Below are 18739 nucleotides of genomic sequence, written 5' to 3' on the forward strand. Positions count from 1 at the left end.
CCATGCGCAAGCTGCTCGGTGCGGTCTACAGCGTCGCGAAAAACCGTCGACCCTTCACGCCGCAGCTCGCCGCTGCGTCGGTTACGGACTGACGATTTTTCTTGCGTGGGGGTCCCGGTATCTCAGGTCATGGCAGCTTGGGCTCAAAGTACGAGTGGTTACGCCACTCGATGCTGTCGCACCGCCCCCCCGCATTCCTGTGGAACGAGATAAATGCCTCGGACGGCATGGACTCCACGGCGTCGAGCATCCAGGCATCCGTCGTGTCCGCGACACAGCTCAAGCTGGTACCCGTGGTGTTCGTCGCCTGACAGGTCACCAGCGGCCCGCCACCCGTCGTATACGAGATGCCACACCCGATCCACTCGATGGCGTTGGCGGTGTTGCGGGCCGTTCCGATCGACCCACTGGCGGTGCCGCTGGCGAGATTCACAGTCACCGGAACCGAGACTTTCAACCCGGCCAGCGCCTTTGTCGTCACGGCGCCCATGGCCAGAATCCCTGCGACCGCAATGGCGACTTTGCCCTTGTTTTGCACAACCACACGACGAAGCTGACCCAGCATGGTATTCTCCCAGGAAATAAATGCCCGGTTGTCCGGGCGGTTCTGTCTTCGGCGCAACCGGATATCAGGCGATGAGATGTGAGTCAAAATAGTTGAGTGTACTCGTGTGGCTTGCTTTCTCCGTATAGGTGGCTTTTTTTTAAGCGTAGGTAGACGGAGACGGCTCTCGGTAGACTCGAGCCTCGAATTCCTCGAAGCTCATGTAGGTATCGCTGACGTTTTCCTGCTCCATTTCGACCGTGCAGGCCGCCAAAGGAAGGATGAGCGCGCCGAGCAGCAACGTCGCGGTCTTGACCACACTCCTGGAGCCGATCGCGTGACCGCCTGGAGCCGGTCGAGTGACCGCCTCGACCCGGTCGAGTGACCTCCTCGACCCGGTCGTGGACCGCCTCGACCCGGTCGAGTGACCTCCTGGAGCCGGTCATGGACCGCCTCGACCCGGTCGCGGACCGCCTGGAGCCGGTCGAGTGACCGCCTCGACCCGGTCGAGTGACCTCCTGGACCCGGTCGTGGACCTCCTCGACCCGGTCGATGGATCCCCCCTCGGAGCCGGGCCGTGGGACGCCGAAGACCGCCGGAGGACGGTGCAACGAGATACTTGGCAGCGGCCAGGGAGACGCGTATGGTGGAATTACATTGTAGGTGTGGTTGCGGAGCTGGGGGATGGTCCTCGGGGGGGGAGCGTACCGTGGAAGAGCGCGCGCTGGCGAAAGGGATGAGGCTCGTCTGCACCTTCGCGCTCGCGCTCGCTGTCGCGCGACCCTGCCTCGCGCAGGGGCTCCCAGACAAGGCCGCGGCGGAGGCGCTTTTCAACGATGCGCGCCGTCTGCTCGACGAAGGCAAGATCGCCGACGCGTGCCCGAAATTCGAGGAGAGCCATCGCCTGGATCCCGCATCGGGAACGGCGCTGAACCTGGGCGACTGCCTGGAGAAGCAGGGACGCACGGCGAGCGCCTTCACGGCCTTCGGCGAAGCAGAGGTGATCGCGCGGCGTGACGGGAATACGGCGCGCGCGGAGGAAGCGGCGCGACGCGCGCGCGATCTGGAAGGACGCCTCTCGCGGCTTTCCGTGATCGTCCCCGCTTCGAGCAGGAGTCGAGGGTTGACCATCTTGCGCGACGGCGCGCCTGTCGCGGAGGCTCAATGGGGCACGGCCGTCCCGCTCGACGGGGGCACGCATGTCATCGAGGCCCGGGCCCCGGGCCGAACGTCCTGGAAGGTCGAGCAGACGATTCGTGGACCGGGCACGGTGCGGGTCGAGATTCCCTTGCTCGAGGTGGCGGTCGAACCAAAAACGCCTTCCCTCCCGCTGTACCGCAGGGCGCCGGCGGTCGCGGGGTTCGTGCTCATGGGCGTTGCGCTCGCTGGAGGGATCGTCACGGGCGCGCTGGCATCCGTCGCGAAGGACAAGGACGATGCCTCCAAGGAGCATTGTCTTCCCCAGGATCAGAACAAGTGTTACGCCGAGGGCGTCGCGCTTCGAAACGAGTCCATTGCCCTCGCCGACACCGCGACGGTCGTTGGTTCCGTGGCGGGTGCATCCTTCCTGCTCGGGGCGACGTTGTTCGTCGTCGCAACGACCTCTCGTCCCGCAACACGCACCACGCACGCGTGGGTCGTTCCGACGTTTTCTCCGACGAGTGCCGGCGTTTCCATGGGCCTCACCTGGTGAGGCAGGGCAGGAGCCGTCCCTCATGCTGCCGGGCCTGTCGATTGGGCAGATCATCCACGACAAGTATCGCGTCGAGCGTGTACTCGGCGCCGGGGGAATGGGAGTCGTCGTAGCGGCTCGTCACCTGGCGCTCGATCAGCTCGTGGCGATCAAGTTGATGCACGGTGCCGCGAGCCCAGCCGATGTGGGGCGCTTCATCCGCGAAGCGCGCGCGGCATCCCGATTGCGGAGCCAGCACGTCGCGCGTGTCCTCGATGTCTCCGCCCTGGACGACGGGGCGCCGTACATCACCATGGAGTACCTCGAGGGGCACGATCTCGCGCACGTGCTGCGCGAGCGGGGGCCCCTGCCCATCGTCGACGCCGTCGATATCATCCTCCAGGCCTGCGAGGCGATCGGCGAGGCCCATACGCTGGGAATCGTGCATCGGGATCTGAAGCCGGCGAATCTCTTCCTCGCGCAGGGCGCGGATGGCTCGCCGTGTGTGAAGGTGCTGGACTTCGGTATCGCGAAGTGGGCGACGTCGGGGACCGAGCGTCTCGACCCGACACGCCCCATGGGGTCGGCGCCGTACATGGCCCCGGAGCAGATCGCCACCCCCGAGCGGTTGGACGCCCGCGCGGACGTGTGGGCGCTCGGCGCCGCGCTCTTCCACGCGCTGTCGGGCAAGCCCCCCTTTCACCACGAGGGCGTGAGCACGGCACACGCGATGATCCACGCGGTGCTGCATCGTCCCCCCTTGTCGCTTCGTGTCCTTCGGCCCGATGTGCCGCCGGAGCTCGAGGCGGTGGTGATGGCGTGCCTCGAAAAGGACATGTCCGCGCGGCTTCCGAGCGTCGCTGCATTGTCGGCCGAGCTCGCGCCCTTCGGGTCGGAGGAGGCCGCCGTGTATTCGCGTCGTATCGCCCGCATGCTCGGCGCGTCCGATCCGGGGCCCGTATCGACGAAGCGCGGCGCGCCGTCGAGAGATGTGCCCTCGGGGCTGTCGACCGCGCAGCGTCTGGTCCCTCTGGCGACGGGGCCCAACGAGGCGACCCGGCGTCCGAGGGCTCGCTGGGTCGCCGGGATTCTCGGCGTGACGAGCCTCGTTGCGCTGGGCGTCGTCCTGGGCTCGCAATTCGGCGCGCGCGCCGTGGGCGACGGCGCAGCGGCACCGGTGGGCATCGCGCCCGAAGCCGCGCCCGCGGAGCACACGAACACAGCGCCACGTCAAGAGGAAAATGCCCCCACGGCCTCTTCAATGATCTCCCAGGCAGCAATAACGTCCAGAGCAATCTCACCACGCATTGCGCCGTCGTCCACCGCCAAATCGTCGTCGGTGAAGGTTCGAGGTGGTTCCGCGGCTCCCCCTCCGTTGCCTTCTGCGTCCGCGGGGATGCCCACGCCTCAAAAAGACCTTTATGGATCGAGACGTTAGGCGAGGCGTGAACGTAAAGTTCGAGAAGGACCAACGCGATGCGTCGACGTTCGCGTGACATGGGGCTCCTACGTTGAAAACCGTAGTCCGCTGGGTATATCGCCCGAAGGAAGCGCGGATTAAAAAGATTGACTCCGCCGTCGGCGCGTCGATAATCTGTTCCTATTATGCGGCTCACGCGGTTGGGTGGGGAGAGGGTGCCGCAAGCCAGGGGGGCGAAGGCACGGAGCGCTACGCTCTTCCTCATGCTGCTCGTCGTCGGGGCCTCGCGTGGCTGCGGCGGTGCGCAGCCTTGTGCGGATCTGCAAGACGACGATCCATGTACCCTCGACCAATGCGAGTCCGGGACGGCGACGCACTCGTATCTCGGGGATGGTCACCCCTGTTTCCGGGGGAATCTGCACGGCATGTGTCACTTCGGGATTTGCCTGATCCCATGTAGCGACTACACGGATTGCGTGACGGGACTGCCCTGCAATGTGGCGGAATGCACGGGCGGCCATTGCGCGATCGTCCAGGCCGACAAAGTCGGGTCCTTCGACGACGGAAATCCATGCACGAAGGAGGGGTGCGTCGACGGCGAGCTCGCGTCATGGCCCCTGCCCGATGGCACGCCGCCCGATGAGCCTTCTTGCGCGGAATGCCTGGAAGGCGCTTGTAGCACGTGCAACCTGCCCACGGATTGCGGGCAATCGACGAGCTGCTTGAAGTGGGTCTGCGTCCAAGGGCAATGTGCTGCGCTCTACAATGACGACGGCTATCCCTCCCTCGAGAATGGCATCCCAGGCGACTGCCAGAAGTGGGTCTGCGATGGCAAGGGTGGCACGAGGCTCGTGGCGGACATCGACGATGCTCCGAAAATCGCGGACACTTGCATGGCGTGGACGTGTATCGAGTGGACGCCGGTCGTGGTCCCTTGGATCGATGGTGAAATCTGCATCATGGAGAGCGGCGTGAAGGGGCGATGTAATGCAATGGGCGACTGCGTCCAATGCATGGTCGACGGCGACTGCCCGGGGATGGAGCGTTGTCTCCAGGGAGCCTGCACGACCTGTCACGACGGGGTGCAGAACAACGGCGAGACGGACACGGACTGTGGAGCCAACTGCGGCAAGTGTGGCGGAACGCCGTGTGATGCGGACAGCGACTGCGCGTCCGGGTATTGCGCCTTCGCGGCGGGTGTCGGGGGAGGGAAGGTGTGCTGCGACGCTGCTTGCGACGGGGTTTGCAAGGAATGCGACCTCACCGGCGCATGCAAGCCCGTCCCGTTCGGGCAGCCCGATGTCGATACATGCAACAGCCCGGCCGAGGGGTGCGCCGGAACGACGTGCAAGATCAAGAAAGGGTACTCGTGTCAATACAACTCCGACTGTATTTCCAATAGTTGCACGAACCATATTTGCTTGTGATCGAGGGGACCGATGTACAAGCGACTTGTCTTCCGTTTGCTGGGTGTTCTCCTCCTCGGGGGATGCCGGCAGCTTCTGGGAATCGAAGAGGCCACGCTGATCTGTTCGCATGACGACCCTGGCTGCTCGTCGTGCATTCGGGACACGGACTGCGGTCCTGCGACGGAGTGTTACGCTTGGTCCTGCGTGGATTCGACGTGCGTCCACGTGAACGCGGCCGCGCGAACCCCGTGCTCGCTCGGAGTCTGCAGCGAGGGCGAGCGTTCCGAATGTGTCGCATGCGTCCTCGACGCGGATTGTGGCGACGGGGGACATTGTAGCGATAACGAGTGTTATCGTTGTGACGACGGCATCCAGTCCGGGCCGGAGTTCGGGGTGGACTGCGGCGGCGCATGCGGGATGTGCCTCGGATTGCCGTGTTCTGAGGCGAATGATTGTACGAGCGGGTTCTGCGTCGACGGTGTCTGCTGCAACGGCCCATGCGAGGGGGTCTGCACCACTTGCAACAACGCGGAGGGGGACTGTTCGAGCCTGCCGAAGTACGCACAAGACTATGCCCCAACCTGCGGTGGCGCGAACGTTTGTGACGGCTTTGGCAGCTGTCTCCTGCGCCCCGGTGAGATTTGCTTCTCCGACGTCGAGTGCGCGAGCTATCGCTGTGAAAATTCCCGATGCGTCAAGCTCAGTGGAGAGTCGTGCAACTCGCCGCTCGACTGCGTCGACAACGGCTGCATGAATGGCATCTGCATGCAGTGAAGCCGAAGGGGTCACGCGCCGCGGTCGTCGTGCCGCCGCAGCTCCGAGGGAGTCCGTCCGGTTCGCCGCTTCAATGCGCGGCGGAGCGAGCGCGCGTCCGAAAAACCGACGCGCTCGGCGATGTCCTGCAAGTCGGCGTCTGGACGCTGCAGGAGATCGATCGCCATCTCGCAACGGACTTGCTCGAGCAGCGCGCCGAACCGAACGCCCGCTTCGGCGAGGCGCCGTTGCAAGGTGCGGCTCGTCATCTTGAGGGTGCGCGCCGCACCGCCGAGCGACGCGTGCGCGCCGCGCTCGAGCTCCGCGCGCAGGCTCTGGCGGACGGCGTGGCCGATGTCGTCACCGCCGATCTTTTCGATCAGCGCATCGGCGTGGCGGCGCAGGTATGCGGCGAGGCCGGGATCGGGATTCCGGTGGCGGAAATCGAGAATGGACGCCGGCAGCGCGAGCCCTGCGAACGGCGCATCAAAACGAATGTCGGTCGTCCCGAAGAGCGCCACGTGCGGGCCGACGTCGGCGGGCGCTCGGTGGGGGAAGCTCACGTGAACCGCCTTGATGTCCACGCCCGTGAAGCGGCGCAGGAGCACGAGCACGGTGGCGAGGTCGGCCTCCACGAATTGGCGTGGCCAGGATGCCTCGTCCGGATCGAGGCTGTGGAGGAGGTGAAACAGGCCGTCATCGCTCAGGTGAATGCCGACCCCCGGCGCGGTGGGGTTCAACCGGCGACCATAATAGTTCCCGAGCTCGAACGCCTCGCGCACGGTCGAGACGTTCATGCCGAGGATGCCCGGGATGGACAGCCAGCTCGGATCGGCCTCGCGAGCGAGGTGGATTCCGAGGTTTTCGTCGCCGCATTGCGCGCAGATCTCGCCGAGCATCGCGATCGCCCCGGCCTGTGGGATGCGGGCCGTGAGATCGTCGAACGCGGCGCGGTGAATGCCATGGCGCGCACATAGGTCCGTGAGCGCCTGGTCGGACCATCCAGCGCGCAAAGCGTGGCGCACGAAGGGCGCGATCAGGCTCACGATGACGGTCCTCTGGCGTGAACTGTCCGGTAAGTGTCGCCTCGGGTCCTTGGAAGATGACATGCGGTGCCTCAGGATCGACGCCCAGGAGGACAGCATGAGGACTTCCCACCATGCAATCACTTCGGTGGTCGCGTTCGTCGGCTTCATCGGCTGCAGCGGTGCCGAGGATTCGAAAGGTACGGGAGCGGTGCCCACGTACTACAAGGACATCGCACCCCTCGTGAACGCGGAGTGTGCCGCCTGCCATCAGCCGGGCGGCATTGGGAAGTTCTCCCTCACCGACGCCGCGGTCGCGGCGAAGATGGCGCCCGCGATGGCGGCGGCGACCGAGGCGCGTACGATGCCGCCGATGCCGGTCAACAACGACGGCGCGTGCAATACGTTCGAAAATGCCCGGTGGCTCCGCGACGAGCAGATCGCGCTGTTCCAGAGGTGGGCCCAAGCGGGCGCGCCGCTCGGCGACCCTGCGGACGCGCCCCCGGCGCCCGAGAAGGACGGGCCCGAGCTGACCGGAGAGATCGTCGAGTTCGACCTGGGTATCGATTACACACCCCATCCAAGCGGGGCCGAGCCGGACGACTATCGTTGCTTCGTCGTTGATCCCGGTGTTTCCGCGGACGCGTTCATCACGGGTTACGACATTCAGCCGGGCGACGCGCGCATCGTGCATCACGTGCTCCTTTTCATGCTGGAGGACGACACGTCCGAGGCCGATGCGGTCGCCCTGGATGCCGCCGACGAGGGGGCGGGATACAGTTGCTTCGGGGGCGCCGGGGTCCGTGCGTCCATCGCCGGCATCTGGGCTCCCGGCAGCGGCGCGACGGTTTTGCCCGCGGGCACGGGGCTTCGTTATGCAGCGGGTCGCAAGCTGATCATTCAGATGCACTACAACGTGCCGGCGACCGGGGGCCCGTTCACCGACCGCTCCAAGATGAAGTTCCAGCTCAGCAAGGACCCCGGGCTGCAATCGGCGTTCTTTCTGCCGACGGGCACGCCCGATATCTCCTTGCCACCCGGCCAGGCACACACCGAGGCCAAAGGCGAGATGCCGCTGTCGGTCCTCGCCCAGCCATGGCTCCCCGATTTCAAGGGCATCCGCTCCTGGGGCGTCTTGCCCCACATGCACACGGCTGGCCGCACGTTGCGCTCCTTGGCGAAGACACAAGGCACCGAGCAATGCCTCGTCGACGTCGATCGCTGGAACTTCCACTGGCAGAACCTGTGGTGGAACGAGACGCCGCTCGATCTTGGCGCCGACAGCATGATCAGCACCACGTGTACCTACGACACGCGCGGGCGCACGGGCATCACGACATTTGGTGAAGGGACGGGCGACGAGATGTGCGTCAATATCCTGTACGCGACGCCGCTCTGATCCGCGAGGGTGCCATGTCCAGCCACCCGATCACCGTCATCACCGGCGCCACGAACGGCCTGGGCCAGCGCGCGGCCATCGCGCTGGCACGGCGCGGCGCACACCTCGTCCTCACCGCGCGGGATCACGCCCGGGCCGACGCGACGCGCGCGCTCCTCGCCACCACCGCGCCGGGCGCACGCGTCGATTTCGTCTTCGGCAATCTTGCGCTCATGCAGGACGTGCGCCGGATGGGGGCGCAGATCGCGGATACCTATGGCCGTGTGGATGTGCTGATCAACAACGCCGGCATTCACGCCTTCCAGCAGCGCATCACCGCCGAGGGGTTCCCCGAAATGGTGGCGGTGAACTACCTATCGCCCTGGCTGCTCACCCAAACCCTGGGGGCGTGCCTTTTGGCGGGCTCGGCGCGGGTGGTGAATGTCGCCTCGGAGGCCTCGCGCCGCCACGGGGCGCTCCGGATTCCCGAGGACCTGACCGACACGACGCCCTTCACGGCGCGGGAATCGTCGCTGCGCTACGGCACGACCAAGCTGCTCAACATCATGTTCACCGGGGAGCTCTGCCGCCGGCTCGCGGGCACCGGCGTCACCACGAACGCCCTCGACCCCGGCTTCAACGTGACCGGCCTGGGCCGTGAGCTCAGCTTCGCGGCCGGCCTGGAGCGGGTGCTGCGCTGGCTCGGGATCGGCGACCCGGAGCGCGGGGCGGGGATCATCGTGCGTCTTGCAACCGACCCGGCGTTTGGCGCGGTGAGCGGGGGCTACTATTCGGTGAAGGGCGCGCGGCCGCTGACGCCCGCGGCCCCCGGTGCTGATCCGGCGCTGCAGGCGCGGCTCTGGGAGGCGACCGCGGAGTTGCTGGCTCGCTGAGGGACCTCGGGGACCCCGGGCGAGATTTTTTTTCGGCGGCCGTGCCATCGCTCGGGCCTCGCGTTCCCAAAGAGGCGACACGGCAACTTCAACGAAGGAGCGCCGCCGATGAACTTGCATCGCCTTTCCCTTGTTACCTTCGCCAGCTTCGCCCTCGCCTCTGTCATCGTCGCCGGCTGCGACGCGCAGGTCGACCCGGACTACCAGGGTGAAGCCCTCGCCACCGTCCAGGGCTCCGTCGTCAACGACGGGAGCACGGCCTCGGCCGCCGAGGTGGCCCTGATCTGGTCGCTTCCCCAGCAAAACCCGGATGGCCTCTTCGGAACCAGCGCGGCCGTGAGCGGCCAGTTCCCCGCGAGCTTCACGCTGCCGATCTTCACGCCTCCGCCCGATGCCGCGCTCATCACCGCGGAGGAATCGGGCCAGGACAAGGTGGGTTTGGCGCTCATCCTCGCGGTCAAGCCGGGCACGAGCGAAGGGTCGATCTCGGACTTCGAGCAAGTCGAGGCCAACATGCTCGGCATGAGCGAGGACCACGTCCTCGTGTACGTCGACCACGAGCTCGAGCCGAACAGCATCTGGGAGAGCCTCCTCGGTGGCCGGCCCTCGCCTGGGTACCACCTGATGGAGGTCGTTCGAAAAACCCCCGAAGAGAAGCAGGCGATCCAGGCGTGCTACCAGACGTACGGCGACGCCATCAACGGGTGCTATGACCAGTGCTCGCAGATGTCCTCCGACGACTACGACGCGTGCCTCGCCGATTGCGACGTGCAGCATCCGGAGCCGGACTGCGGTAGCGGGAAAGATACTTTCCGCGAGGCGCCGAACGGGTTCGGCACCGCCATCGAGGTGCACCTCGGCGAGCCGGCGCAGGGCATCGACTGGTTCTGAGCGGGCGGCATGCTGGGGCGGCAGAGCATCGAGCAAGTTTATCGAGCGCACGGGCACTCGGTGCTCCGCCGCGCCGCGCGCCTCCTCGGCAATGAGGCCGACGCGCGCGAGGCGTTGCAGGAGGTCTTCGCATCACTCCTCGAGCGCCCCGAGCAGTTCCAGGGGACGAGCTCGCTCACGACGTGGCTCTACAGCGCCACGACGAACCTCTGCCTGAACAAGCTGCGCGATGGCAAGACGCGCTCGCGGATCCTGAACGAGCGCGTCGCGCCCGCCAGCGGCGAGGCCGTGCCGCCCTCCGCGGAGGCCAGCGCGCTCGTGCGCGACCTGCTCGCCAAGCTGCCCGAGGACCTCGCGACAGCCGCCGTTTACTACTACCTCGACGACATGACGCATGAGGAGATCGCCGCCGTCATGGGCTGTTCGCGCCGGCATGTCGGCAACCTGCTCGATCGGGTGAAGACGTGGGCCGCGTCCCACGCGGAGGGTGAACGATGCGACCTGTCTTGACGCGCTCTCGACCGGAGACCTGCCTCTCCGATCTGCGCCTCGACCGCCTCGTCGCGGGCGAGCTCGACGCCGCGGCCGGGCGCGAGGCGCGCGTGCACCTCGAAGGCTGCGCGCGTTGCGCGGCGCGCCTCACCGAGATCAAGGCAGGCCGCGCAGCCTTCCTCGCCGATCCGCCCCCGCTCCCGGCTGCACGCCCGGCGGCCGAGGTGCGGCGCTTCGCCCGCTGGGCCCCGCGGGTCGCCGTGGTGCTCGCCGCCGCCGCCGCGTTCGCGTTCTGGTTCCGGGCGCGGCCTGCCGGCGACGATCCGGGCGATGCCACCCGCATCAAGGGCCGCCCCCGCGTCGGTTTCTACGTGAAACACGGCGACGCGGTGACGCCCGGCGCGGCCGGCGAGATCGTCTATCCCGGCGATGCCCTCCAGTTCACGTATACGATGCAGCGCGACGCCGCCTATTTCGCCCTGATCAGCGTCGACGGCGCGCGCAAGGCCAGCGTGTATTACCCCACCGCACCCCGGGCCGTGCGCATTACGCGTGGCAACGACGTGCCGCTCGAGCAGAGCACGGTGCTCGACGCCGTCCTCGGCGCGGAGACGACGTACGCCCTCTTCTGCGCCGATTCCATCGAGCTCGAGCCTTTGCGCGTCGCCTTCGAGGCCGCGCCGGAGAGCCCGCCGATCCCTGCCGGCTGCGAGGTCGATCGCGTCTCCTTCGTCAAGCGACAGGCTCCATGAAGTCACTCTGGATCTTTGGCGTCTTCCTCGCGACCTTTCTTTCGACCACGTTCGCGTGGGCGCGGATCGAGCGTTTCGCCGTGATCATCGGCAACAACGCGGGCGCTCCGGGGGATGTCGAGCTGCGCTACGCCGAATCCGACGCGACCCGGGTTCACGACGTGCTCAAGGACCTCGGCGGTTTTCCCCCGGCGAACATGGTGCTGCTCCGGGGCGAGGGCGCCGACACCGTCCGCGCCACGCTGATCGCAATGAACGATCGGATCCGCCAGGCGGCGGCTCCGGACGTGCAGGTCATCGCCGTCGTTTATTACTCAGGGCACGCCGACGCGACGGCGCTGCACCTCGGCAGGACCACGCTCGATCTGCCGCAGTTAGAGCAGCTCGTACGCGGCTCGGCCGCGAGCTTCCGTGTCCTCGTCCTCGACGCCTGCCGATCCGGCGCGCTCACGCGGGTGAAGGGAGGGAGCCCCGCGGCGCCGGTCGACATCCGTATCGACGGCCGCCTCGCGGGCGAGGGCGTCGTTTTTCTCACGGCGAGCTCGGCCAACGAGGACGCGCAGGAGTCCGATGCCCTCAAGGGCTCGTTCTTCACCCATTACTTCGTGTCCGGCTTGATGGGCGCCGCGGACGACAATGGCGATGGCCTCGTCGAGCTGGAAGAGGCGTACGACCACGCCTACGACAACACCCTACGCGCCTCGAGCCGCACGCTCGCGGGCACGCAGCACCCCACCTTCCGCTACGAGCTGCGCGGGCAGGGCAAGGTCCTGCTCACCTCGCTCCCGGCCGGGGCCTCGGGCCGCGCGACCCTGGAGCTACCCGCGGGCCGATCGTATTTGCTTTTCGGGGGGAGCAGCGCCGGCCCGGTGGTCGCCGAGGTCTCGGCGCGTGATGTCGGCCGGAAGATCAGCGTCAAGCCCGGTACCTACTTCGTGCGCGGCCGCGACAAGGACTATCTCCTCGAGGGCTCGATCACGCTGAGCGCTGGCCAGGCAGCCGTCCTGCGGGACGACACGCTGACCCAGGTCGCCTACGCGCGCCTCGTGCGCAAGGGGCAGGCGCGCGCGGGCGCCGTGCACGGCCCGCAGGCCGGCTACCGCCTGCGTACGTCGTTCTGGAAGGGCGCGTCGCCTTGCCACGGGTTCTTCGCTGGGTACGCGATCGAGACCGAGCACCTCAGCGTCACGCCGCGGCTCGGCGCCTGCCGCGGCGGCTTCGCCAATGACGTTCTTTCGGCCGACACCGACGAGCTCGACCTCTCGGTGCGCCTCGCGCATGCCTGGGATTTCCCCGTCGTGAGCCTCGACCTCGGCATCTCTGCGGGGGCGGCGATTTTGAACGAATCGTTCGTCACGCGCGGCGTCGCGCCTGCCCGCACGAGCTTTGCCGGTCACGTGGGTGCGGGGCTCGATGCCACGGTCGATCTGCCCGCGGGGTTCTACCTGCTAGGCGAGGTGGCGGCGGAGACGTACTTCTTCCGCCAGCAGGATGCTGCCCATCCGAGGGAGAGCGATATCGCCGCTGCGTTCGCGATGCGGCTGCTCGGCGGTGCGGGCAAGCGGTTCTGAGAGGTTTGTCGCAACGAGTGCGTCGGCGCCGCCGGAGAATGCGCGGCGCCCATTGGAAAACGCGACAGAAGGATCTTGCAAATCTGCGCATTTTCTGGCCCCCCTCCCGCAGGCCGCGTCTCTCCCGGATGAGCCGGGGATGAGCCCCGTCCGCATTCATTGAAGAATTCTACCAAGAGGAACCGTGCGCATGGCGGGAACAAATACGGGCAAGCTTCGGGTCGGGATCGTGAGTGCAAACTGGGGCGCGATCGCCCACCTTCCGGCGTGGCGGCTGCTCGGTGACGTGGAAGTCACCGCGATCTGCACGTCGCGACAGGAGAGCGCGGAAGCTGCCGCGCAGCAGTTCGCCGTGGCCCGGCCCTTCTGGGACTTCGAGGCCATGTGCGCCGATCCGGACATCGATGTCATCGACGCGGGCACGAACCCGAACCTTCGCGAGAAAATGGTCACTGCGGCCCTGAACGCCGGCAAGCACGTGGTCAACCAGCTGCCCTTCACCTCCTCGCTGGAAGCCGCCGAGAGGCTTTTCGCGCTGCAGCGCGAGAAGGGCGTCATGGGCGCCGCGGCCTCGAGTCTCGTCGGCCTGCCGCACCTGGCGCTCATGAAGGAGATGATCGACGAGGGAACCATCGGCGAGGTCTTCCAGGTGCATTGCTCCTGGCAGATGTCGTTTTTCCTCAAGATCTTCCCGGGCTTTCCCTACACCTGGTTCGGCAAGGCGGGCCTGGGCGTCAGCGTCACGCGCAATCAGGGGTCGCACATGCTGCACGCCCTCCGGCAGGTCTTCGGCCCCATCCAATCCGTCGTCGGGCAGATGCAGACGCAATTGAAGACCTGGGAACTGCCGAGCGGGGAGACCATGCAGGTGGAGACCGATGACACCTCGCATGCGCTGCTCAGGTTCGCGAACGGCGCCATGGGAACCCTGGCGACCTCGTGGACGGCGGCCGACTGCCCGGGTTTTCATATCGACGCGTTCGGCAGCAAGGGTCGCCTGCGGCTCGAAGCCCTGCGCTATCCGAGCGTCGCTTCCGCCAAGCTGTATGCGGCCAAGAGCGATTTCGCCATGGAGCCGAGGGGCCAGGAAGTGCCGGTTCCGGAGCGCCTGTGCATGGTCGACGGCCGCGTCGTCGCGGCCGATCCGAAGGATGGGAGCGACGGGCAGCGCGTCTCGCTCGGGAGGCTTTTCGACGGACTCGTGCGGGCTGTCCGCGACGGGGGCGAGCCGCCGGCGAGCTTCGCGCGTTCGCTCGAGGTGCAAAGGATCATCGAGGCGCTTTACGCGTCGCATCAGCGCAAAGCGTGGGTGGACCTCACGCCCGGAGCCGACCTCGGCTGAGCCGGCACAGGCCGCTCTTCGTTCCGAATTCGAAAAAGCGGAGGCCTCGCGCCAAACACCTCGCGAGGCCCCCACCCGAGCAGGCGAATCAGGGCGTCATCGAGCCGCCACCGCCGACGCCGCCCATACCACCGGCGCCGCCGCTGCCGCCCATTCCCCCCGCGCCGCCCATCCCGCCGGCGCCGCCCATTCCCCCCGTGCCGCCCATTCCGCCCGTCCCGGCGCCGCCCATTCCGCCCGTCCCCGTCGTGCTGCTGCTGCTCGACGAGGCCGTCGTGTTGCTCCCGGGGGGCACGTTTTCTTCCTCCACGTCCCCGCAGGCAACGAGCGCAGCGCCGCAAAGCGCGGAGATCGTGAGGGCCACGGCAAGGATTCGCATGGGATTACTCGACGAAGATCGTCCCGTTCATCCCGGCGAGCGCGTGCGTGTCACAGTAGTACCCGAACGTGCCCGTGTCCGGGAGGGTGAACGTCACGCTCATACCGGTCTCCGTCTTCTTGATCGGCGAGTTCGGGTCCTCGGTCTTCGTGATGCCGTCGACCGTGCCGCCCACGAGCGGGTGGATCATGAAATTGGACTCGAACACGACGTCCGAGCCCGCCTTCACGCGAATGCACTTCGGCTCGTACGCGAGCCCCGCGCTCTTCACGGTCGTCGACGCGTCGGCCGTGTGATCCTCGGCCATGTCGACGGTGCAACCATTGACCGCCATCATGCCGCCGCCGCCGGCGCCGCCCATACCGCCCATCCCACCACCGGCGCCGCCGGCGCCGCCCATACCGCCCATCCCACCACCGGCGCCGCCCATACCGCCCATCCCACCACCGGCGCCGCCGGCGCCGCCCATTCCACCGGTGCCGCCGGTGCCGCCCGTGCCGGCCGTCCCGCCCGAGCCGCCGGTGCCCGTATCGTCGCCACAGCCCGCGCCCGCCGCCAGCATCGCGCCCACGACCAGAAGCATACCGATTGTTCGCATGTTCAAGCTACCAACCTTTCTCGCGTGGTCCGACCTCCCCCGGATGCCGGATCCACGTATGAACAGACCCTATCACCCTTTCCGTATCCACGTCTTCACGGACGCACGACCTCGACGCGGCTGGAATCTACGATTACCATCCTCCATGCATGCCAAATCCCATCACATCTGGAATCCCGGCTGACCATCCTACCCGGATGCCATGATTGGTCCGCTCGGGCCTTCCGCCGGGGCGAGGATCGGCTTACTCTTCCAGAAGTCGTGCTGCGTTACGCTCCTCCGCCGGATTTTCGGTACGTGTGGCTCGTCCCGGGGCCGAGCTTCCGGGCGCTGACGATCGCCGCCGGCACCGTGGGGCTTTCCAGCCTCGGACTCGCGCTCGGGCCGGAGACGGCGGCCTGGTCGCTCACGTCGGGATCCCTCCCAATCGGGCTCGCCGTGGCCGGCGGCGCGGCGTTCGCCGTCGGCCTCGTGCGGCAGATCCAAAGGCCGCGGGCGCCGTCCGGAGCGCGCGAGGTGAACATGGCCATCGTGCCCTGGGGCGTGCTCGTCGACCCGGGCGCCGAGGCGCGGATCCTGCGCTGGTCGGCCATTCGGAAGGTCGATGTCGCGGTCAAGCACACACTGCGCGGCGGAACGCCCGCGATCGTGTCGAGCGTGGTGACCGTGCAGACCGAGCATGACGTGCTCGTCGGGCACGCCGTCGGGGCCGTGGGCCTGGAGTCGCTCACGGTGAACCTCGATGCCTACGCGGACGAGGCGGCGCGGCCCTTGGCCACGGATCTCGACGGCATGGACGTCCTTGGCGAGGATGGGCTCGGGCCCGTGGTGGGCCTTCTGCTCCGGCACGCGCAGGAGCTCTGCTCGACGAGCCAGGGGGCTTCGCGGCTGCATCTGCCGGCGGGCGATTATCGCCGGGCTTTGCTGCGGGCACCGGGGCCCGAGACCTTGGCCGTGCTCGGCCGCGCGCTCGCGGGCGACGTACCGGGCTCGGCGGATCCGCGGCCGATCGCGGCGATCTGCGCGGCCTTGCTCGGCGCGAAGGATGTCACGCCGAAGCTCCTCCGCCTGTCGAGCTCGCCGCACCCGATCGTGGCCGCCGTGGCGCGCGCGGCGGCGCTGCGCCTCGGGGTGGCCCCCGCGAAGGTGGGGTCGATCGAGGAAGTCGACGAGTTTTTGTTCGAGGAAGACCGCGAGACCATCGCCCGGATCGCTGCCGGGCTCGATTGATCGGTGTGTCCGTTTGAGATTTCGTAATGTAATTCAAGGAAAAACAGGCGGGACTTTCTTGCCGGCCCCCTCGCTCCCCTGCTAGCTCTCTGAGGGTGGTGCAGCGGCGAATCGTGATGGGGCTCATCGGGCTCGGGGCGCTTGGCCTCGGTGCCTGCGCGCGCTCGATGCCGATGCCCGGCGAGACCACGTCGAGCGCCGAGGGCGGCCCGTCCTCATCCGCGTCGGCCGCCACGTCCGCCTCCGCCGCGCCCGCATCCACGGCCGTCGCCGTCGTCACGACCGCGGCCGCCCTTGCGCCCGCCACGCCGCCCGCGCGCTGGGCCGACGCCGTGCGCCTCGAACGCTGGGACGAGGCCGAGGCGCAGCTCGACGCGCTCCCCGAGGTCGATCGGCAGCGGCCCGAGATGCGCTACCTCCGGGGGCGTGTGGCGCTCGAGCGGGGCGACGCGACGCGCGCGGTCGAGCTCTTCACGGGGCTCGACAAGGAGCTGCCGCTGCTCGCGGACGACATCGTGCGCCGGCGCGCCGAGGCCGCGTCCGTGGCGGGGCCCTTCGCCGAAGCCGCGGCGTTTTTCGGCAAGTCGAGGTCGCCGGCCGACCTCTACCGCGCCGCGCTCGCGCTGGAGAAGGACGGGCAGCTCGCGCCGGCGCGGTCGATTCTCGATCGCGCGCTCGCCGCGGCCGCGCGGTCGCGCAAGAAGAGCGACGATGCGCTCCTCCGGGCCGCCCGCGCCCGGATCGCCGAGGCCCAGGGCCTTTTGCCCATCGCGACCGCCGACCTGCGCTGGCTCGCGGTCGAGGGCGCCGGTTTGCCGGAAGGCGAGGCCGGCGCGGCCGCGCTGGGTAGGCTGAAGCAATCGCTCGCGCCGAAGGATCAGCTCGCCCGCGCGCTCACGCTCGTGCGGGCAGGCCAGGCCGAATCGGCGATTCCGATCCTCGACGAGCTCGAAAAAAAGAAAACGGTGCCGCTGCTCGACGTGCTCCACGCGCGGGCCGAGGCGAAGCTCAAGGCGCGCGATTATCCCGAGGCCGAAAAAGCCTTCCGCGTGCTCTCCACGTTGCCCGGCCCGCGCAAGGTCGAGGCGATGTACCAGTCGGCGAACGCGCTTGCCCGCGGAGGACAGGCCGACGAGGCGATCAAGCGCTGGCTCGACCTCGCCTCCCGATACAAGAAAAATAGCTGGGCCGAGCGCTCGCTTTATCAGGCCGCGCGCTGGCTGCTCCTCCGCGGCCGTTACGACGAGGCCGCGCCGCTGTACACGCGTTATCTCGCGCTCTTCCCGAAAGGCGTCTACCGCGAGGATGCCGAATACGAGCAGGCGCTTGCGTATCTCTCGGCCGGGCAGCCGAAGGTCGCGCAAAAGACGCTAGGCAAGCTCGCCAAGGCCGCGAAAAAGCCCGAGGAGGCGCAAAAGCTCCGCGAGCTCGAGGGGCTCGCCGCCTTCCGCGCCGGCAACCGCGACGAGGCTGTCCGCATCTGGACCGAGGTCGCCCGCACGTTCCCGCTCTCCTTCGCCGCGCTCGCCGCCCGTTCGCGCCTCGCCGCCGCGGGCGCGCCTTTGCCGCCCCTGATCGAGCCCGCGGCCCCGCGCCCCGCGTATCCGCTCGACCTCGATTTGCCCGATCCGGCGCGGCTCCTGGTCTCGATCGGGCTCGACGCCGAGGCCGAGGGGCGCCTCGTCCCGTTCGAGCGCGAAGCGGCCGCGCGTTTCGCCGGGCGCGAGGCCGAGGCGCTTTGTGGCATGTACGGCAAGCTCGCGCATGCGCGGCGTCGTTATCGGGTGGGCGTGGCGCAGGTCGGAATGCCGCACCTCCTCCGCGCGCCGGGCGAGGCCGATCGCTGGGCCTGGGAGTGCCTCTATCCGCGGCCGTACCTCGACGAGGTGCAGAAGCTCGAAGCCGAGCACGAGGTGCCCCGCGGGCTCGTGCATTCGCTCATGCGGCAGGAGAGCGCATTCGATCAGGAGGCGCTGTCGCCGGTGTTCGCCGTGGGCCTCCTCCAGCTCATGCCGAAGACGGCGGAGAAAGCCGCGGCCGAGGTCGGCATGAGCTTCGAGCCGACGCGGCTCAAGAGCCCGCACGTGAATCTGCGGCTCGGCTCGTATTACATCGGCAAGCTGCTGAAGACGTTCCGGAAAAACCCGGTCCTCGCGGTGGCCTCCTACAATGCGGGTCCGCGGGCCGTGGGGCAATGGATGCGGCCGGGCGTGGACGCGGAGGCGGATCTCTGGGTCGCGCGGATTCCCTACGACGAGACGCGCAATTACGTGGCGCGCGTGCTCGGCAACCTCGCGCGGTATCAATGGATGGAAGGCGGCGACGCGGCCGTCGCGCCGCTCGTGCTGGACGTGCCGGTCGACGTCGAGGTGCCGCCGGACGCGTATTGA

The 18739-nt window shown here is 67.9% G+C and carries 16 protein-coding genes; 12 read left to right on the top strand and 4 right to left on the bottom strand.

Annotated features, from left to right (window positions below; genetic code table 11):
- Positions 1 to 127 precede the first annotated feature (127 nt).
- On the bottom strand, positions 128 to 565 hold the full coding sequence (locus tag KEG57_RS51335) for a hypothetical protein (RefSeq protein ID WP_272427144.1): 438 nt from the start codon (positions 563 to 565) through the stop codon (positions 128 to 130).
- 688 nt (positions 566 to 1253) lie between these two features.
- Between KEG57_RS51335 and KEG57_RS51340 the strand changes: the two genes are divergently transcribed.
- The 3 genes from KEG57_RS51340 (at position 1254) to KEG57_RS51350 (ending at position 5063) form a co-directional block, all read left to right on the top strand.
- Positions 1254 to 2237, top strand: coding sequence for a tetratricopeptide repeat protein (locus tag KEG57_RS51340; RefSeq protein ID WP_272427142.1), 984 nt, complete (start codon positions 1254 to 1256; stop codon positions 2235 to 2237).
- A 22-nt stretch (positions 2238 to 2259) separates the two neighbouring features.
- Entirely contained in the window at positions 2260 to 3654 is a 1395-nt protein-coding gene (locus tag KEG57_RS51345) for a serine/threonine-protein kinase (RefSeq protein WP_272459960.1), read from the top strand.
- 245 nt (positions 3655 to 3899) lie between these two features.
- On the top strand, positions 3900 to 5063 hold the full coding sequence (locus tag KEG57_RS51350; protein ID WP_272427139.1) for a hypothetical protein: 1164 nt from the start codon (positions 3900 to 3902) through the stop codon (positions 5061 to 5063).
- Positions 5064 to 5830: 767 nt separating this feature from the next.
- On the opposite strand, the gene KEG57_RS51355 is transcribed toward KEG57_RS51350, so the two are convergent.
- On the bottom strand, positions 5831 to 6844 hold the full coding sequence (locus KEG57_RS51355) for an AraC family transcriptional regulator (RefSeq protein ID WP_272427137.1): 1014 nt from the start codon (positions 6842 to 6844) through the stop codon (positions 5831 to 5833).
- 97 nt (positions 6845 to 6941) lie between these two features.
- Here KEG57_RS51355 and KEG57_RS51360 point away from each other — a divergent pair, with 97 nt between their 5' ends.
- The 7 genes from KEG57_RS51360 to KEG57_RS51390 all read left to right on the top strand — a co-directional run bounded on the left by KEG57_RS51360 (position 6942) and on the right by KEG57_RS51390 (position 14142).
- Positions 6942 to 8222: a monooxygenase gene (locus tag KEG57_RS51360; RefSeq protein ID WP_272427136.1), complete on the top strand. Its 1281-nt coding sequence runs from the start codon at positions 6942 to 6944 to the stop codon at positions 8220 to 8222.
- 14 nt (positions 8223 to 8236) lie between these two features.
- Positions 8237 to 9094, top strand: a complete 858-nt coding sequence (locus KEG57_RS51365; protein ID WP_272427135.1) for an SDR family NAD(P)-dependent oxidoreductase — start codon at positions 8237 to 8239, stop codon at positions 9092 to 9094.
- A gap of 108 nt (positions 9095 to 9202) precedes the next feature.
- A complete protein-coding gene (locus KEG57_RS51370) occupies positions 9203 to 9985 on the top strand; it encodes a hypothetical protein (RefSeq protein WP_272427134.1) in 783 nt (260 codons plus the stop codon).
- A gap of 9 nt (positions 9986 to 9994) precedes the next feature.
- A complete protein-coding gene (locus KEG57_RS51375; protein ID WP_272427133.1) occupies positions 9995 to 10495 on the top strand; it encodes an RNA polymerase sigma factor in 501 nt (166 codons plus the stop codon).
- Positions 10480 to 11229 (top strand): anti-sigma factor, encoded by a 750-nt coding sequence (locus KEG57_RS51380; RefSeq protein WP_272427132.1) that lies wholly within the window; start codon positions 10480 to 10482, stop codon positions 11227 to 11229. Before KEG57_RS51375 ends, KEG57_RS51380 begins: the two co-directional genes overlap by 16 nt.
- Positions 11226 to 12800, top strand: coding sequence for a caspase family protein (locus tag KEG57_RS51385; RefSeq protein WP_272427130.1), 1575 nt, complete (start codon positions 11226 to 11228; stop codon positions 12798 to 12800). The genes KEG57_RS51380 and KEG57_RS51385 overlap by 4 nt, the downstream gene beginning before the upstream one ends.
- 190 nt (positions 12801 to 12990) lie before the next feature.
- Positions 12991 to 14142 (top strand): Gfo/Idh/MocA family protein, encoded by a 1152-nt coding sequence (locus KEG57_RS51390; protein ID WP_272427129.1) that lies wholly within the window; start codon positions 12991 to 12993, stop codon positions 14140 to 14142.
- Positions 14143 to 14230: 88 nt separating this feature from the next.
- Here KEG57_RS51390 and KEG57_RS51395 read toward each other — a convergent pair whose 3' ends face one another.
- Positions 14231 to 14521 carry a hypothetical protein gene (locus KEG57_RS51395; RefSeq protein WP_272427127.1) on the bottom strand — a complete coding sequence of 97 codons (291 nt, stop codon included), beginning with the start codon at positions 14519 to 14521 and terminating at the stop codon, positions 14231 to 14233.
- A 4-nt stretch (positions 14522 to 14525) separates the two neighbouring features.
- A complete protein-coding gene (locus tag KEG57_RS51400) occupies positions 14526 to 15119 on the bottom strand; it encodes a plastocyanin/azurin family copper-binding protein (RefSeq protein WP_272427125.1) in 594 nt (197 codons plus the stop codon).
- A 261-nt stretch (positions 15120 to 15380) separates the two neighbouring features.
- Between KEG57_RS51400 and KEG57_RS51405 the strand changes: the two genes are divergently transcribed.
- Positions 15381 to 16349, top strand: a complete 969-nt coding sequence (locus tag KEG57_RS51405; protein WP_272427124.1) for a hypothetical protein — start codon at positions 15381 to 15383, stop codon at positions 16347 to 16349.
- A gap of 95 nt (positions 16350 to 16444) precedes the next feature.
- Positions 16445 to 18739: a lytic transglycosylase domain-containing protein gene (locus KEG57_RS51410; protein ID WP_272427121.1), complete on the top strand. Its 2295-nt coding sequence runs from the start codon at positions 16445 to 16447 to the stop codon at positions 18737 to 18739.

It is taken from the genome of Polyangium jinanense (assembly GCF_028435365.1).

Excerpts from the sequence above, each read along its gene's own strand:
- KEG57_RS51335 (WP_272427144.1), bottom strand. The coding sequence starts at position 565 with ATGCTGGGTCAGCTTCGTCGTGTGGTTGTGCAAAACAAGGGCAAAGTC.
- KEG57_RS51345 (WP_272459960.1), top strand. The coding sequence starts at position 2,260 with ATGCTGCCGGGCCTGTCGATTGGGCAGATCATCCACGACAAGTATCGC.
- KEG57_RS51350 (WP_272427139.1), top strand. The coding sequence starts at position 3,900 with ATGCTGCTCGTCGTCGGGGCCTCGCGTGGCTGCGGCGGTGCGCAGCCT.
- KEG57_RS51360 (WP_272427136.1), top strand. The coding sequence starts at position 6,942 with ATGAGGACTTCCCACCATGCAATCACTTCGGTGGTCGCGTTCGTCGGC.
- KEG57_RS51365 (WP_272427135.1), top strand. The coding sequence starts at position 8,237 with ATGTCCAGCCACCCGATCACCGTCATCACCGGCGCCACGAACGGCCTG.
- KEG57_RS51370 (WP_272427134.1), top strand. The coding sequence starts at position 9,203 with ATGAACTTGCATCGCCTTTCCCTTGTTACCTTCGCCAGCTTCGCCCTC.
- KEG57_RS51375 (WP_272427133.1), top strand. The coding sequence starts at position 9,995 with ATGCTGGGGCGGCAGAGCATCGAGCAAGTTTATCGAGCGCACGGGCAC.
- KEG57_RS51380 (WP_272427132.1), top strand. The coding sequence starts at position 10,480 with ATGCGACCTGTCTTGACGCGCTCTCGACCGGAGACCTGCCTCTCCGAT.
- KEG57_RS51385 (WP_272427130.1), top strand. The coding sequence starts at position 11,226 with ATGAAGTCACTCTGGATCTTTGGCGTCTTCCTCGCGACCTTTCTTTCG.
- KEG57_RS51390 (WP_272427129.1), top strand. The coding sequence starts at position 12,991 with ATGGCGGGAACAAATACGGGCAAGCTTCGGGTCGGGATCGTGAGTGCA.
- KEG57_RS51395 (WP_272427127.1), bottom strand. The coding sequence starts at position 14,521 with ATGCGAATCCTTGCCGTGGCCCTCACGATCTCCGCGCTTTGCGGCGCT.
- KEG57_RS51400 (WP_272427125.1), bottom strand. The coding sequence starts at position 15,119 with ATGCGAACAATCGGTATGCTTCTGGTCGTGGGCGCGATGCTGGCGGCG.